General features: G+C 70.2%; 17 protein-coding genes. 9 read left to right on the top strand and 8 right to left on the bottom strand.

What is annotated here, in order from left to right; genetic code table 11:
* Positions 1-10: 10 nt before the first annotated feature.
* From AOM45_RS17010 to AOM45_RS16985, 6 genes are all read right to left on the bottom strand, one after another.
* The gene (locus tag AOM45_RS17010) at positions 11-667 is read right to left on the bottom strand and encodes an arsenate reductase ArsC (protein WP_030468318.1); all 657 of its coding nucleotides are present in this window, start codon (positions 665-667) and stop codon (positions 11-13) included.
* A 4-nt stretch (positions 668-671) separates the two neighbouring features.
* Positions 672-1,352, bottom strand: a complete 681-nt coding sequence (locus AOM45_RS17005) for an arsenate reductase/protein-tyrosine-phosphatase family protein (protein ID WP_030468319.1) — start codon at positions 1,350-1,352, stop codon at positions 672-674.
* Between the two features lie 63 nt (positions 1,353-1,415).
* Positions 1,416-2,384 carry an ArsO family NAD(P)H-dependent flavin-containing monooxygenase gene (locus AOM45_RS17000; protein ID WP_030468320.1) on the bottom strand — a complete coding sequence of 323 codons (969 nt, stop codon included), beginning with the start codon at positions 2,382-2,384 and terminating at the stop codon, positions 1,416-1,418.
* The gene (gene arsB / locus AOM45_RS16995; RefSeq protein ID WP_030468321.1) at positions 2,371-3,441 is read right to left on the bottom strand and encodes an ACR3 family arsenite efflux transporter; all 1,071 of its coding nucleotides are present in this window, start codon (positions 3,439-3,441) and stop codon (positions 2,371-2,373) included. Before arsB ends, AOM45_RS17000 begins: the two co-directional genes overlap by 14 nt.
* 28 nt (positions 3,442-3,469) lie before the next feature.
* Positions 3,470-3,793: an ArsR/SmtB family transcription factor gene (locus AOM45_RS16990; RefSeq protein WP_051783598.1), complete on the bottom strand. Its 324-nt coding sequence runs from the start codon at positions 3,791-3,793 to the stop codon at positions 3,470-3,472.
* A gap of 139 nt (positions 3,794-3,932) precedes the next feature.
* Positions 3,933-5,261, bottom strand: a complete 1,329-nt coding sequence (locus AOM45_RS16985; RefSeq protein ID WP_030468323.1) for an FAD-dependent oxidoreductase — start codon at positions 5,259-5,261, stop codon at positions 3,933-3,935.
* A gap of 97 nt (positions 5,262-5,358) precedes the next feature.
* Between AOM45_RS16985 and AOM45_RS16980 the strand changes: the two genes are divergently transcribed.
* On the top strand, positions 5,359-6,186 hold the full coding sequence (locus tag AOM45_RS16980; protein WP_030468324.1) for a helix-turn-helix domain-containing GNAT family N-acetyltransferase: 828 nt from the start codon (positions 5,359-5,361) through the stop codon (positions 6,184-6,186).
* A gap of 148 nt (positions 6,187-6,334) precedes the next feature.
* Here the strand turns inward: AOM45_RS16980 and AOM45_RS16975 are convergent, their stop codons facing one another.
* Complete coding sequence (locus AOM45_RS16975) at positions 6,335-6,862, bottom strand: DinB family protein (RefSeq protein WP_236703717.1); 528 nt, start codon at positions 6,860-6,862, stop codon at positions 6,335-6,337.
* A gap of 101 nt (positions 6,863-6,963) precedes the next feature.
* Here AOM45_RS16975 and AOM45_RS16970 point away from each other — a divergent pair, with 101 nt between their 5' ends.
* From AOM45_RS16970 to AOM45_RS16945, 6 genes are all read left to right on the top strand, one after another.
* Positions 6,964-7,341, top strand: coding sequence for a hypothetical protein (locus AOM45_RS16970; RefSeq protein ID WP_051783600.1), 378 nt, complete (start codon positions 6,964-6,966; stop codon positions 7,339-7,341).
* 13 nt (positions 7,342-7,354) lie between these two features.
* Complete coding sequence (locus AOM45_RS16965; RefSeq protein ID WP_035910464.1) at positions 7,355-7,771, top strand: MerR family transcriptional regulator; 417 nt, start codon at positions 7,355-7,357, stop codon at positions 7,769-7,771.
* The gene (locus AOM45_RS16960) at positions 7,768-8,088 is read left to right on the top strand and encodes a hypothetical protein (protein WP_030468328.1); all 321 of its coding nucleotides are present in this window, start codon (positions 7,768-7,770) and stop codon (positions 8,086-8,088) included. Before AOM45_RS16965 ends, AOM45_RS16960 begins: the two co-directional genes overlap by 4 nt.
* A 57-nt stretch (positions 8,089-8,145) precedes the next feature.
* On the top strand, positions 8,146-8,343 hold the full coding sequence (locus tag AOM45_RS16955) for a nuclear transport factor 2 family protein (protein WP_035910465.1): 198 nt from the start codon (positions 8,146-8,148) through the stop codon (positions 8,341-8,343).
* Positions 8,344-8,682: 339 nt separating this feature from the next.
* The gene (locus AOM45_RS16950) at positions 8,683-9,312 is read left to right on the top strand and encodes a superoxide dismutase (RefSeq protein WP_030468329.1); all 630 of its coding nucleotides are present in this window, start codon (positions 8,683-8,685) and stop codon (positions 9,310-9,312) included.
* Positions 9,313-9,571: 259 nt separating this feature from the next.
* Positions 9,572-11,842, top strand: coding sequence for an ATP-binding protein (locus AOM45_RS16945; RefSeq protein WP_081902193.1), 2,271 nt, complete (start codon positions 9,572-9,574; stop codon positions 11,840-11,842).
* A gap of 162 nt (positions 11,843-12,004) precedes the next feature.
* Here the strand turns inward: AOM45_RS16945 and AOM45_RS16940 are convergent, their stop codons facing one another.
* Entirely contained in the window at positions 12,005-13,210 is a 1,206-nt protein-coding gene (locus tag AOM45_RS16940; RefSeq protein ID WP_030468331.1) for a PP2C family protein-serine/threonine phosphatase, read from the bottom strand.
* Between the two features lie 143 nt (positions 13,211-13,353).
* Here AOM45_RS16940 and AOM45_RS16935 point away from each other — a divergent pair, with 143 nt between their 5' ends.
* Positions 13,354-14,580 (top strand): hypothetical protein, encoded by a 1,227-nt coding sequence (locus AOM45_RS16935; protein ID WP_156093876.1) that lies wholly within the window; start codon positions 13,354-13,356, stop codon positions 14,578-14,580.
* Positions 14,577-15,770: a hypothetical protein gene (locus AOM45_RS16930; RefSeq protein WP_156093877.1), complete on the top strand. Its 1,194-nt coding sequence runs from the start codon at positions 14,577-14,579 to the stop codon at positions 15,768-15,770. The genes AOM45_RS16935 and AOM45_RS16930 overlap by 4 nt, the downstream gene beginning before the upstream one ends.
* The last annotated feature ends 4 nt before the right edge of the window (positions 15,771-15,774 follow it).

The following is a 15,774-nucleotide window of genomic DNA, read 5'->3' as shown; positions in this document are numbered from 1 at the left end:
AGGTGTTCGGTCAGGCGCGGACGGGGACGCCGAGTTCCTCGAGCAGTCCGCGGACGCGGCGTTCGATCTCGTCGCGCACGGAGCGGACGGCGGCGACGTCCTTGCCGGCGGGGTCGTCGAGGGCCCAGTCGAGGTAACGCTTGCCGGGGAACACCGGGCAGGCGTCGCCGCAGCCCATGGTGATCACGACGTCGGCGGCGCGGACGATCTCGTCGGTCCACGGCTTGGGGTACTCGCCGGAGATGTCGATGCCGATCTCGTCCATCGCGGCGATCGCGGACGGGTTGATCTCGTAGCCGGGTTCGGAGCCGCCCGACCAGCCCACCGCGCCGTCGCCCGCGAGGTGTTCGAACCAGCCGAGCGCCATCTGGCTGCGGCCCGCGTTGTGCACGCACAGGAACAGCACGATCGGCTTGCCGTCGTCGACGTGGCCTTCGACGACAGCGAGTGCCTTCAGGCGCTGGCGGGCGAACCGCTCGGCGAGCAGCGGCAGGAAGTTCGGGACGGTGCTGCGGGAGGCGAACTGGTCGTAGCCGGAATGCAGGAAGCGCTCGATGGTCTCGGAGCCGAAGACTCCGTCGAACTGCGCCTGCAGGCGAGTCGCGGCGGTGCGCAGCGCGAGCTGCTGGTCGATGCTCAGGTCGCGGTGCTCGTGCGTCTCGGTCATTCGTTCACTCCTGGTGTGAAACGGCGGGTGCCAGCCGGTCGATCCGGCCGGCGAGATCACGCAGGACGTCGTCGAACGCGGCGCCGGTGCCGACGCGCGAGGGATCGGGCACCGACCAGTGCAGGCGGTCCGCGTGGGTGTCGAGGAGTTCATGGGCGTTGTCGCACACCGCGACCACCAGGTCGTCCGGTCGCAGCACGTGGTCGATGTGGGAGGTGCGGGCGCGGGACAGCGACAGGCCGCGCGCCCGTGCCGCGGCGACGGCGAGCGGGTGCACGCGCTGTGCGGGTTCGGTCCCCGCGGACGCGGTGGGCACCTTGCTCCGCTTGCGCCACAAGGCGGCCGCGAGCTGTGACCGCGCTGAGTTGTGCGTGCAGACGAAGACCACGCGCGGTGCCGCACGCAGGCTCGTCGGCACGAGGTCGACGAGGGCGCCGGTGCGCAGCCGGAGGTAGGTGCGGCGCTGGTCTCCTTCGGAGCGGGTGCGTTCGAGCACGCCGACCTGTTCGAGCAGCTTCACGTGGTGCGACAACAGGTTGCTCGGCAGGCCCAGCTCGCGGCCGACCTCGCTGGGCGAGGCGTCGCCGAGCAGCAGCCGGTCGACGATCGCCAGCCGGGCAGGCTCGCCGAGCGCGGCGTGCAGTTGCGCCCGCGCGACCAGCGACGGCGACCACTCAACGTTCATTGACTCAATATCCGTTGAGCTGATTCTCCCGGCAACCCTCCAGCGCCGGCGTTCGCCTGCTGTTCACGCGTTCGCGATCTGCGCCACGGCGGCGCGGGCTGTGGGGCCGACGCCGATGAGCGTCGCCGAGGCGGGGCCGGTCCAGTCGCCGTAGCCCAGCAGGTGCAGGCGGGGCTCCCCGATGGCCTGGGTGCCGGTGGTCGGGATGAGCCCGTTGGACGCCCGCAGGTGCAGCGGCGCCAGGTGTCCGAGTGCCGGGCGGAAGCCGGTGCACCAGATCACCGCGTCGGCTTGAGACAGTGCTTCGTCGTTGAACGGTTGTGCCACCAGCAGTCCGCGGTCACGCGCTTGCCGTACCGGTGGCACCGCAACGATGTCGCCGAGTGCTCCGACTCCGCCGACCTGGCGGGTGGCGATGTCGAACAGCGCCTTGCCGTCGATCTCGTCGGGCAGGTAGCGAGGTGGCCGGCGGGTCAGCCAGGTCAGCTCGACGTGCCCGGCGAGGTCCGCGGCGATCTGTGCCCCGGAGTTGCCGCCACCGACCACCGCGACGCGCTGTCCGGCGAACTCGGCCGGCCCGCGGTAGTCGACGGTGTGCAGCCGGCGGCCGGGGAGGTCGAGCCGCGGGCGGAACGGGCGCCACCACGTGCCGGTCGCGCTGATCACGTGCCGCGCCGACCAGTCTCCGACGTCCGTGTGCACGAGGAGTTCGCGCTCGGTGCGGCTGACTGAGGTCACCCGGACGGGACGGCGCACAGGCACGTCGTAGCGCTTCTCGTAAGCGGCGAGGTAGTCCACGACGTGTTGCGCGGTCGGACAGCCGTCGCGGAACGGCGGCATCGGCCAGCCCGGCAGCGAACTGTGGCGTGCCGGGGAGAACAGCCGCAGCGAGTCCCACCCGTGCGGCCACGCGCCGCCCGGTGTGAGCTGTGCGTCCAGCACCACGTGGTCGATGCCCGCGCGGCGCAGGTAGTAGGCGGCGGCCAGTCCTGCCTGGCCGCCGCCGATCACGACAACATCAGACCTGGGCACGTGCCGTCCAACGGCCACGCAGCCACAGGCTCACGTAGACCAGCCCGACGAGCACCGGCACCTCGATCAACGGGCCGACCACCCCGGCCAGCGCCTGGCCGGAGGTCACGCCGAACACGCCGATCGCAACGGCGATCGCGAGCTCGAAGTTGTTGCCCGCCGCGGTGAACGCCAGCGTCGTCGTCCGCTCGTAGGAAAGCCCGGAAGCCTTGCCGAGCGCGTAGGAGCCCGCCCACATGATCGCGAAGTAGACCAGCAGCGGCAGCGCGATCCGAGCGACGTCGAGCGGCCGGTTGGTGATCGTCCCGCCCTGCAGCGCGAACAGGATGACGATCGTGAACAGCAAGCCGTACAACGCGATCGGGCCGACACGCGGCAGGAACTTCGACTCGTACCAGTCCCTCCCACGCGACCGCTCCCCCAGCTCGCGACTCAGGTAGCCGGCGAGCAGCGGGATGCCGAGGAAGATGAGCACGGACTTGGCGATCTCCCACGCGGAGAAGTCGACCGACGCGGTGTCCAGACCGAGCCGGCCGGGCAGCAGGTCGAGGTAGAACCAGCCGAGCACACCGAACACGACCACCTGGAACACCGAGTTCAGCGCCACCAGCACCGCGGCGGCCTCCCGGTCACCGCAGGCGAGGTCGTTCCAGATGATCACCATGGCGATGCAGCGGGCGAGTCCGACGATGATCAGGCCGGTGCGGTACTCGGGCAGGTCGGCCAGGAAGATCCAGGCCAGCGCGAACATCAACGCCGGACCGAGCACCCAGTTCAGCACCAACGACAACACCATCGTGCGCTTGTCGCGGGTGACGGTGTCGAGCTTGTCGTAGCGGACCTTCGCGAGCACCGGGTACATCATCAGCAGCAGGCCGAGCGCGATCGGCAGCGACACCTCGCCGATCTTCACCGCCTCCAGCAGGCCTTGCAGCCCTGGCACGAACCGGCCGAGGCCGAGCCCGACCACCACGGCCAGGCCGATCCACGCCGGCAGCCAACGGTCCAAAAAGGACAGCCGGTGCAGGACGTCGTTCGACGCCACCTCAGTGCTCAACGGTTTCTCCAGGTTCGATCGGGCGCGTTCAGTCGCAGCAGGCGGCGGCCTCACGCAGCGGGCCGCCGGGAGTCAGCAGCTGTGCCACGGTGTCGAGCACGGTCTCGTCGACGCGGTACCAGCTCCAGGTGCCCCGGCGCTCGCGCTGCAGGACGCCGGCGTTGACGAGGATCTTGAGGTGGTGACTGAGCGAGGACTGGGGCATGTCGAACTCGGTCGCGAGGTCGCAGAAGCACGCCTCGCCGCCCCAGGTGCGGCGGACGAGTGCGACCAACCGCACGCGCACCGGGTCGCCCAGCGCCTTGAACAGGCGCGCGGCGACCTCGGGGTCGTATCCCACGGTGTCCAGCACGGCGACGACCCTACGGTTTGGATCGACAAAAGTCGATCCACCCCACTGTGATGTGCATCGAAACGAGGCCCAGGGCGACGGCGGCCGCTGATGCCGACATCCAGCGTGCAGCCGGCGTCGAGACCAGGCTGCCGTTGCCTCAGCGTGCGCTGGGCGCGAGGCCGATCGTCAGCTCACCCTGCTCCGGCGAACCGCAGCAGCCGCCCTCGTTCTCCACCTCCGGCGCGTCGAACACACCCGCACCACCGCACACCCCGGTCTCGGGCAGCACGAGCTCCACGCGTCCGGCCGCCTCGTGATCACCTGCGATCGCCGCCACCACCGAGCGCGCCTGCTCGTAGCCCGTCAGCGACAGGAAGGTCGGCGCACGGCCGTAGCTCTTCATGCCGACGAGGTACACGCCCGGCTCCGGGTGCCGCAGCTCGGTTTCACCGTGGGGGTAGACGGTGCCGCACGAGTGCACGTTCGGGTCGATCAGCGGCGCGAGCTTCGTCGGCGCCTGCAGCACCGGATCCAGCTCGAGACGGACCTCCGACAACCAGGACAGGTCAGGCCGGAACCCGGTCAGCACCACGACCTCGTCGACGCCCTCCACCCGGTGGCCGTCGAAGGACTCCAGCGTGAGGCTGCCGTCTGCCGCCCGGTCGACAGCGGCCGTGCGGAACCCCGTGGCGGTTGTGATGTGCCCGGCCTCAACGGCTTTCTTCGCCCGCAGACCCAACGCACCGCGCGCCGGCAACTGGTCGGCCTCCCCGCCACCGAAGGCGTTGCCCACGGCACCACGCCGCAACAGCCACACGATCCGCGTGCCCGGCTCCTGCTCGGCGAGTTCCGCCAGCACCACCAACGCGGTCAGCGCCGAGTGCCCGCTGCCCGCAACCGCGATCCGCTTGCCCGCGTAGCGAGCGCGTTCGGCCACGAGGTCCGGCACGCGGTAGACGATCTTGTCGGCCGCCGCCTTCTCTCCCACAGCGGGAAGTCCGTCTCCGCCCAGCGGGTTCGGCGAGCCCCAGGTGCCAGACGCGTCGATCACCGCTCGCGCCGTGACCCGCTCCTCCCCCGCGGCGGTCCGCACGTGCACGGTCAGCGGCTCGTCCTCGCGTCCGGCGTCCACGATCCGGTCCCGCCCACGCCGCGCGACCCCCACCACGCGCGCCCCGAACCGCACCCGGTCGCCCAGCACGTCGGCGAGCGGGCGCAGGTAGCTCTCCACCCACTCCCCGCCGCTCGGACAGGTGTCACCGTCGGGCCGCACCCAGCCGGCCCGGCTCAGCAGCCGCTCGGCCGCCGGATCGACGAGCTCGCTCCACTGCGAGAACAGCCGGACGTGGTTCCACTGCGACACGGCTGCACCAGCGTGGTCGCCCGCCTCCAGCACGAGCACCTGCTCACCTCGCTCGACCAAGTGCGCCGCCGCGGACAAACCCGCAGGTCCAGCACCCACCACGACGACTGGCAACTCGCCCACCACACACCCCTTGCATCGAAGAGTTTCAAATCAGTGCGCCGACTGTATCGACCGGGATCGATTGACGCAACCATCGATTTGCGTCGATACTTCAGCCATGACGACGTCCCCGGCCGTGCTGCCCACCAACGACGCCGCGACCTACGCGGAGTGGTTCGCGTGCCTCGCTGAACCGACCCGCGTACGCCTGCTGCACGCCGTCGCGACTGCCGGCCGGTCGATGACCGTGGGCGAGCTGACCGACCTGCTCGGCATCAGCCAGTCCACCTGCTCGCACCACGTGCGCAAGCTCGTCGAGGTCGGCTTTCTGAGGCAGCACAAGGAAGGCACGGCGACGCACGTCAGCGTGAACCCGTCGTGCTGCACCGGCCTCCCGCACGCCGCCGACGTCGTCATGGGAGTGCTCGCACAGCGTCCGTGCTGCCCGGTCGACCTCCCCGGCGACGTCACCGTCCGCGCGATGCGTGACGAGGACTGGACCGCCGTGCGCCGCATCTACGCCGAGGGCATCGCCACCGGCGACGCGACCTTCGAAACCGAAGTCCCCCAACGCAGAGCACTCGACGCCAAGTGGCTGCCGGACCACCGCTGGGTAGCCGAGATCGACGGCCAGGTAGCGGGCTGGGCCGCCGCGACGGCGGTGTCCGCGCGGGACCGCTACGCAGGGGTCGCCGAGACGTCCGTCTACGTGGGCACGGACTTCCGCGGTCGCGGCGTCGGCAAAGCCTTGGTGCACAAGCAGGTCACCGCCGCCGACGACTCCGAACTCTGGACGTTGCAGACCTCGATCTTCCCCGAGAACCGCGCCAGCCTCGCCCTGCACCACTCCGCGGGCTTCCGCACCCTCGGCGTCCGCGAACGCATCGCGCGACACCACGGCGTGTGGCGCGACACCGTCTTCCTCGAGCGCCGAACGACCAACTAGGTGTTCTCACCAGCCGGGTACAGCGCGCTGCCCGGCCTGACCTTCCTCATCGGGCTCGAACGGCAACGCGGCCCTGTCCTCCGCGACATTGCGAGGCGCTGGGCGCGACGCCGTTCACGTGGTCCGCCGTCTGCTCAGGTGACGCGGATCAGTGCAACGAGAGCTGCTCGCGGTGGAAGTCGAAGTGCCGCACCGGGAAGCGGTAGAGGTCCGCCACGGTCATGAACTCGCGGAAGCACGGATCCCACCGCGTCGGGTACGGCATCCCCTTGGCCAGCCCGCTGTCGCTCTCCCGGTCGAGGCGCCGGTGCAACGCCGCGATGCAGCGATCACACAAGACGACCATCGCCTTGCGGGGCATCGTGCTGCCGCCGAGCCAGGAGCCGGCGAAGTTCACCACGTCGAACGGCTTCGTGCCCGCGTTGAGCAACCTCGCCCAACCGCGGCCCACCCGGTCCGGCAGCCGCGCCATGACCTTGGCCAGGGCGAGCAGTGCACGCATGATCAGAAATCCGAGCAGCATGTGGAACAACAGCTGCCGGTTGGTCCAGAGCGTGCCGTTCGAGCGGCGCCGCAGGTCGTCGTCCGTCGCGCCGTCCAGCAACGCGCGAAATGTCGTTCGCGCGCGTTCGAGGTCGTGGTGAACGGCCTGCTTGTCCACAGCTTCAGTGTCCACCACCCGGCGGGTGTGATGCGGGTCTCATTGAAGTCGGTACCCGGGTACAGGCTTAGCGTTGTGGTGTTGGCCCTGATCCGAACGTTCTGGAGGTGTGCGGCATGGTGTCCGATTCCATCCGGTCCGCGCCACCCGCCGATGCGGTGGAGGGATGGGTCGACGGTCTGGCCTGCACGTTGCCGACCGCCGACCAGCCTGCCCGGCTCGCGGAGTTCGAGACGCTGTTCGGCTCCTCGCTGCGGGACGTGCGCCGCGAGGAGCCGGGTCTGCTGCGGCTGCACCTGCTCGGCGGCGCGGCGGTCGAGGCCGACGCTCGCGACCTCACCGCGCGCGAAGCCGAGTGTTGTTCGTTCTTCGACTTCACCGTGAACCGCGCCGGTGACGCGGTGATCGTCGACGTCCGAGTGCCGCAGGACAAGGAGATCGTCCTCGACGGCCTGGCCGCACAGGCTCAGGCGGCACTCGCCGCACGGGCCTGAGGAGGGAGGGGCGGTGAAGTCAGGTGAGTTGGCCGCGGCGGCCGGCGTGAACGTCCAGACGCTGCGCTACTACGAGCGACGCGGGCTGCTACCGGAGCCGCCACGATCCGTGGGTGGTTATCGGGACTACGACGACGACGCGCTCGCACTGCTGCGCGTCGTCAAAGCCGCCCAACGACTCGGATTCACGCTCGACGAGGTCGCCGAGCTCCTCGACACCGGCCGGCGGCGCCACCCCTCCGCCGACTTGCAGAAGCGCGCCAGGGCGAAGCTCGAAGAAGTCGACCGCCGGATCGAGGACCTCACCACGATTCGCGGCGGGCTCCAGCGCGTCGTCGACGCCCGCTGCGACAGCCTGACCAACTGCAGCTGCCCGGACTGCCCGATTCCCTTCATCGAGCTCACAACGGTCACGAAAGGCCTCACATGAGCACGTCCGGCCGGGATGCCGTCCAGCTGCCGATCACCCCCGAGCAGGCAGGTCCGCCGAGACGGAGCAAGGTCGTCGCGTCACTCGCCGCGCTCGCCTGCGCGGGCTGTTGCGCACTCCCGTTGCTCCTGCCACTCGGGCTGGTCAGCGGTGCCGGGGTCGCCGCGGCCACCACCGGCCTGTTCGTCGTCTCCACCGTCCTGTTCGGACTCGCCGGCCTGCTGTGGTTCGTCCACCACCGCCGCAAAGCCCGCCACGCCTGCCGGGGAACCTGTTCCTGCACCACGTCTCCCGACGCGCACCGCCTGGAACGATGACCTGGTTGTGGGCGCACGTGTCGGCGACCAGAACCGAACGCGCGAACAGGAGCGGGTATGACCGGCGACGCGGCCAGCCAAGTGATCAAGGCTGAGCAGGATCGGATCCGATGCCTCCTCGACGTGGATCGCGGCGCCTACGACCGCTTGCACGCCGCGGAGTACCGGTTGTGCAACCCGACCGGCACCGTGTGGACGAAGGCCGAGTACCTGGATCTCCTCGCCATCCTGAACCTTTCGCCGGCCGCACCCTGACACAGCACCAGGACGTTGTGGCAGACGGCAGCACCGGGAGCGTCCAGTGGTCAAGGGACCTCCAGCCACGGCGCCCCTCCGCCGGGTCGACCGTGCCCATGCGTGCCGGAGACCGCGAGATGAGCCGTGACCCTGTCGGCGGATCCGGTGAACCGCTCCTCGCTCTCGTGCCCGGAGCGGGCCGGAAAAGCGGCGGTACAGGCGCTTCAGCGGCGTGACCAGCACAGCGAGCTCGTTCGCGCCGACCACGGTCAAGTCGCATCGATCCCCCACTGTTGCGAGATCTTGGCTATTGCGAAAGAGTGGCGATACCCACCGCGAAGCTTCCCGGAGAGACTGATGAGCCAGTACGTGCTGCCGGACCTGCCCTACGACTACGCGGCGCTGGAGCCCGCGATCACCGGCGAGATCCTGGAGCTGCACCACAGCAAGCACCACGCCGCCTACGTCAAGGGCGCCAACGACATGCTCGAACGGCTCGCCGAGACGCGCGAGAAGGAGGACTTCTCCGGCATCGTCGGCCTGGAGAAGACCTTCGCGTTCAACCTGTCCGGGCACGTCCTGCACACGATGTTCTGGGACAACCTCTCCCCCGAAGGCGGCGACCGGCCCGACGGTGAGCTGGCCGCGGCGATCGACGAGCACTTCGGCTCGTTCGAGGCGTTCTCCAAGCAGCTGACGGCCGCGACCTCGCTGGTGCAGGGTTCAGGCTGGGGCGTGCTGGCCTGGGAACCGCTGTCGCAGCGGCTGATCGTCGAGCAGGTCTACGACCACCACGGCAACGTCGGCATGAACACCACCCCGGTGCTGGTGTTCGACGCCTGGGAGCACGCCTACTACCTGCAGTACCGCAACGTGCGCCCGGACTACGTGCAGAAGCTGTGGTCACTGGTCAACTGGGCTGACGTGACCCGCCGCTTCGACGCCGCCCGTGCCGGCAACGGCGGGCTGATCGCCCCGTCGAAGTAGGTTCCCTCCAGGCCGGCAGGTGGGTGCTCCGACAAGCCACCACGCTGCCGTCGCGTGCCCTCGCCCTCCGCCCAGGGGGCGAGGGCACGTGTGCCCGCTGCCGGCTGATCACGACATCGAGGACATCAACAGAGTCTTGTCGGTGGTGTTCGGCGTACTGGACCTTTGTGCGGATCAGCCAGGTTCCCGCTGTCCCCGCGGCAGAGCCGGCGCACGAAGGCCCGGTCGCTCCGCTGCGAACCGTGGTACACAGGGAGCGATGGCCAGAGGATTCGTGCTGCTCGGCGAGGTCGGGATCCACACCGGAGAGGGCGTCGCCGCCATCACGCAGCCCCGCCTGCGCGGGCTGCTGGCCGCGCTGCTGGTCGACGTGAACACCGTGCTCTCCTGCGACACGCTCGTAGATCGGGTGTGGGGCGACGACCTTCCGGACCATCCTCGCGCGTCCTTGCGCAACCACGTCGCCCGGTTGCGGGCGCTGCTCGGTGACGGCGATCGCACGATCGTCTCGCTGGCCGGCGGTTATCTGCTCCGGGCCGAACCCGAGTCCGTGGACCTGCACCGGTTCCGGCTGTTGCGCGACGCGGGACGCGGGTCAGAGGCGCTCGCGTTGTGGTCGGGTGAGGCGCTGCTCGGCGTGCACACGCCGTGGGCTGATGGGCTGCGGGCGCGGCTGCACGCGGAACGCCTTGCCACGCGGCGGGATCTGGTCGTGCCGCGGCAGCTTCCCGCTGCCCCGCTGTCGTTCGTCGGGCGGCACGACGACCTGAAGCGGCTGGACGCGGTCGTGGGCGGTGGCACGGTGGCGATCTCGGCGATCGCGGGCACTGGCGGGGTCGGCAAGACCTGGCTCGCGTTGCGGTGGGCGCACGACAACGCGGCCTGCTTTCCGGACGGCCAGCTCTACGCGAACCTGCGGGGCTTCGACCCGACCGGCGAACCGGTGGCGGCAACGGTTGTGCTGCGGTCGTTCCTGCACGCTCTCGGGGTACCGCCGCAGGACATTCCACACGACGAGGACGCACGCACGGCGTTGTTCCGGACGCTCGTGGCCGGGCGGAAGATCCTCGTGGTTCTGGACAACGCACGGGACGCCGCGCAGGTCGCCGCACTGCTGCCCGGCGGCGGTTGCGGTGTCCTGGTCACGAGCCGCAACGATCTCGGCGACGTGACCGGCGAGCGCCTGTTCGTCGACTGCCTCAGCGAGGACGAGTCCCGGCGGCTGCTGGCGCACCACGTTGGCGCACAACGACTCGAGGGTGAGCCCGAGGAGGCCTCGAAGCTCCTGCGGTACTGCGCGGGGCTGCCGCTGGCGCTCAGCATCGTCGCCACTCGTGCGGCGCAGCACCCGGAGTTCCCGCTGGCGGCGTTGTCCACGGAGCTCACGGACGGTCTCGAGGCGCTCGACGGCGATGATCCCAGCGCCAGCCTGCGCGCTGTGCTCGCGTCGTCCTGCCGGGCTCTCTCACCGCGTGCGGCGAAGGCGTTCCGGCTGCTCGGCCAGATGATCGGACCGGACATCAGCCACGCGGCGGCTGCTGCTCTCTGCGGGGACCCCGGCGCGCTCGCCGAGCTGGAGACCGCTCACCTGGTGGAGCAGCACCGGCCCGGCCGCTACCGCATGCACGACCTCGTTCTGAAGTACGCGCGCGACGCGGAACCCGACCCGGCGGGGACCAGGCGGCTGCTGGACTTCTACCTGCGGTCCGGCCAACTGGACGACGAGATCGACAACATCGTGGCGGCCGGTGACTTCGCCGCCGCACACGGCTGGCACGACCACGCGTGGCGGCTCGCGAACGTGATCTGGTACTTCCGGTACGCCCGCGGCTACAGCACGAACTGGGTGCCGAGCACGGAACGCGCGCTGGCCGCCGCCCGGCAGACCGGGGACGCGCGGGGTGTGGCTACCACCGTGAAGAACCTCGGTGTGGCGCTGTTCTGGAACATGCGGATCGAAGAAGCCGTGCGGTGCTACGAGGAAGCGTTGGACCTGTTCGCCGCGCTGGGCGACGAACGGTCGGTGAGCGGAACGCTGAACAACCTCGGCGCCGCGCACGCCCGGCTCGGCAGGGACACCGAGTCGATCGCGTACTACGAGCGGGCACTCCGGTACCCGGACATTCCCCCTGAGACACGGGCCGGAGCGCTCGGGAACATGGCGCTGGTGCTCGCGCACCAGGGCCACGTCGCCGAGGCGGAGGCGAACTGCCTGCGTGCACTGGCGCTGAACCGGGAGTGGGGTTCGGACGACATCGAGGGCCACCTCCTGGGCAGCCTCGCGATCGTGCTGCGGGCCGCCGGCCGGTTCAGCGAGGCGCTGGACCGGCACCGGCGGGCGCTCGCGTTGCTGCGTAGCGTGAACGACCGCGTGGGTGAGTGCGAGACGCTGAACGAGCTCGGCGAAACGCTGCGCCGCATGGGTGATCCGGATGCGGTCGCAGCGCATCGACAGGCGCTGGTGCTCGCCGAGAACATGGCCAACCCGTTCGAGATCGCCCGTGCCCGCGAGGGCATCGACGCCGGCTAGACGGGCGCGGTCAGTCGCTCAAGAGCAGCTGGTCGACCATCAGGTGCCCCCACGCGCCGGTGGCCTGGTCGATCACCCGCACCTGGACGCTCTGCCCCGGAGAGCGCTGACGTCCCAGTCGACCGGTTTGAGCACGCAGGAAGCCGCGCCGGCCGTTGGGGATCAGCCGCTGTGCCGGATCGCCACCAGCGCGATGTCGTCGGTCGCCGGCTGGTCGCCGACCATCGTGGCCATGATGCGGATGCACGCCGCCTCGGGCTCCGTCGGGGCGACGACCTCGCGCAGCCGTTCCAGGCCGACGTCGAGATCCTCTCCCCGGCGTTCCACCAGGCCGTCCGTGTACAGGACGATCAGCGTGCCCGGCGGTACGTCGAAGGCGGTGGTGCGGCGGGCGATGCCGAGGTCGAAACCGATGGGCGGACCGACGTGGACGGCGGCGAACCTCGCCTCGCCGCCCGGCACCGCGACGACCGGGGGCAGGTGTCCCGCCACGGCGAGGCTCATGCGGTGGGTGGCCGTGTCGATGATCGCGTAGGCGACGGTGGCCATGGTGTCGGTCTCGAAGTGGCCGGCTTTCCTGTCCAGCTTGTCCAGGACCTCCGCGGGATCGGAGTGGTCCAGCGCGTAGGCGCGCAACGCGCTCCTGAGCCGTCCCATGACGACGGCGGCCTTCAGTCCGCTGCCGACGACGTCGCCGATCACCACGCCGATGCGCTCGCCGGGCAGGCTGAACACGTCGTACCAGTCACCGCCGACGCCGATCTCCGCTCCCGCGACGTAACGGGCGGCGAGCTCCCAGCCCTCGGCGCTCGGCAGGCGGGTCGGCAGCAGGCTTTCCTGCAACAGGCTCGCGGCGGCGCGTTCGGCGCGCATCCGGTCCGCGTACACGGCGACCGCCAGGCGGTCGGCCACGAGCCGCAGGGCCTCGATCTCCTCGTCGGTGAAGCGGCGTGACGTGGTGCTGCCGACGTGGACGACCCCGATCAGCACGTCCTCGACGATCATCGGCAGGCCGAGCAGCACCCGCAGCCCGTGCTCCCGCAGCAGCGGGTTGACCACTGTGGACTCGTCGACGCGTTCGATCTGGACCGGTTCGCGGAGCTGGGCCACGCGGCCCGCGAAGCCCTTGCCCACCGGCACGCGCACGCCCTGGAAGACCTCTTCCTCCAGTCCCGAGGTCGCCCTGGCCACCAGCTGCCCGCCGCTGCGGTCCACCAGCAGGACGGTGGCGGTGTCGACCGCGAACAGCTCGCGGACGCGCTCCAGCAGCACCTCCAGGAGCTTGTCCAGGTCGAGTTCCCTGAGCGCCCCGTCCGTGACGACGTCGAGAACGCGCAGACGGATCGACGAGCTCCGGTCCTCACCCATTCCAACTCCGTCCGCATGAGCGTGTCCAAGACAGTACTTCGTACGGTTGAGCACGGCCGGGGCCGTCCATCTCGCGTGCAACGTTTCCTCGGGTCCGGACACTTCCCGTGCGGCACGACGAGTTGCTCTGGGGGGTGGAAGCTGTGCGCAGACTGGTGACGGGTGTCCTCGTCGCCGCCGTCGCGAGCGGGGCGTGGACGGGCAGTGCGGCGGCGCGGGACGGTGCCGAGGTCGAGATCTTCTGGGACCGCAACCGCGACGGTGTGCGGCAGGACGACGAACCGCCGTACGGCATGGCGTCGTTCAGGGTCTCCAAGCCGACCGGCCTCGCCTACCGGCTGGAGACGAACCTGCGCGGCAAGGCGACGCTGGAGCCCGGCCGGTGGACGGTTACGTTCGACGACGAGCGGTTCGGGGTCACCACGGCCGCGAGCGCGGTGGTCGATCCGGCCGAGGCGGGCAGGGAGAAGGTCGTGATCGGGGTGCACGGCGCCTCGATCTGCGGCACGGCCTGGCTCGACGAGAACGCCGACGGTGAGCGCCAGGAGGGCGAACCGCGCATCGGCGGCCAGCGGATGTTCCGGGAGAACGTGGGCGTCGTCGGGACGAAGATCGAGGTCGCCACGGCCGACGACGGGTCGTACTGCTTCCTCGACGTGCCCACGGGGGACGTCCAGGTGCAGTCCGGTGACCGCCTCGGCATCGACCAGACCGGGTGGGGCGTCGCGCACTGGCGGTCGGAGAACCCCGACGAAAAGCAGACGTCGAAGTTCGACGTGCGGGACGGCAAGTCGAAGGTGCTGTCCATCGAGGACCCGTACACGGAGATCATCGGGCTCGACACGGCGTTGGTGACGACCGAGGGCAAGGACGCCAGGGCGCTGGACATCACCGTCGTGAACCCCGACGGCTCGACCGTTCCGCGAGACCTGCGGGTCGGCGAGCGGGTCAAGATCGTCGGCCGGTACCGGATCACCGGACCCGCCTACGACAACTACGCGGCATCCCTGCGCCTCCCGGACGGCCTGCGGATCGTCGAGACCGAGGGCGCGCCGGGCAAGACGGACGACCAGATCGTTCGCGTCAGGTTCCCCGACCGGCGGCCGCCGGGTCAGGAGGAGCGGATCGTCGCTGTCGCCGTGGTCGAGAAGCCGTTCGAGCACAGCGAAGTCTCGCTCTGGACGGGAGAGACGATCCTCCACCCGCCCGTTGACGCGAACGCGGGCAACGACAACTACCGGGTCCTGATCCGGGCGCTGCCGGCGGATCCCTGGCCGGACGGGCGGCGGTGGAACCTGCTGGTCGTCTTCCTCGTCGCGGCTGTCCTGGTCGTGGCTTTCGTGGCGTGGCGAAGGAGGGCCGTCAGGTGAGAGCGCTGCTGCTGGCCGTGTTGATCGTGTGCACTTGCCCGCCGTTCGCACACGCGGAGGAAGGCGCGCTCGTCACGGTCTTCTGGGACCGCAACACCAACGGAGTCCGCGACGAGGACGAGCCCGGCTACCGCGACGCGGAGGTCGCGCTCCGGGACGAGTCGGGACGGGAGACCGTCGCGCGCACAGGGACGGACGGCACGTACCGGCTGCCCCGCGCGGGCCGGTGGACCGTCAGCCACGAGGAGACGAAGTTCGTCACGACCACACCGACCACGGTCGAGTCGGACGGTGGTGCCGTCGAGTTCGGCGTTCGCGGTGCCGAGGTGTGCGGCACGGTGTGGCTGGACAGCGACTTCGACCTCCAGATCGGCGAGCCCGAGACGCGCATCGCCGGGCACCGGATCTCGGTGGTCGACGATCCGGACCACAGCACGACGTCGGCGGCGGACGGCACCTACTGCCTGCACGACCTGCCCGCGGGCCCGAACCGGCTGCAGTCCGAGGACCGGGCGCGCGTCGACGGGACGGCGTGGATCTTCACCAAGCTCACGGACGAGTCCTTCGAGTCGGGGTCGAAGTTCGACATGTTGACCGGCAAGACCCTGATCTTCGACATCAAGGTCCCCGGCTCCGTCGTCACCGGCTACGACTCGGGGTTCCACGAGCCGCGCGGCATGGGCGCCAGCGCGGGCCTGATCACCGTCGACAAGATCGACTACGACGGCGTCCGCGTCGGCGACAAGCTCATCGTGCGGTGCGGGTACACCGTCGGCGGCAACGCGCCCGACATCCGGGCGGCCACCCTCACGTTCCCGGACGGACTGAAGGTCGTGAGGGCGTTCGGCGACCACGGCCTCGACGACGTGGCCCAGGAGGTGGTGGTGGATGGCCAGAAGGTCACGGTGCGCACGAAGGAGCGCATGTTCACCACCGAGCAGTCGGTGATGACCGCGCACGTGGAGGTTCAGCACGCGTTCGCCGCCCAGAACATCACCTGTGAGGTCCTGGCGAGCCTCTACGTGCCGGCGGACGGGTCCAGTGCCACGTCGGTGTTCGAGATCGGGGCGGCGGACTCGGAGCCCGCGGCGAGCGGCACCGCGCCGGTCTGGAAGGTGGTCGGCGCGGTGGCGCTCGCGGGTGTCGCGGCTCTCGTCGTCGTGCTGTGGCGTCGCCGGCGGCGAGCGTGAGCCG

Source organism: Lentzea aerocolonigenes, assembly GCF_000974445.1.
Taxonomy (GTDB): Bacteria; Actinomycetota; Actinomycetes; order Mycobacteriales; family Pseudonocardiaceae; genus Lentzea; species Lentzea aerocolonigenes.
Note: the sequence above shows the minus strand (reverse complement) of the source record. Positions and strands in the feature narration are given on the sequence as shown.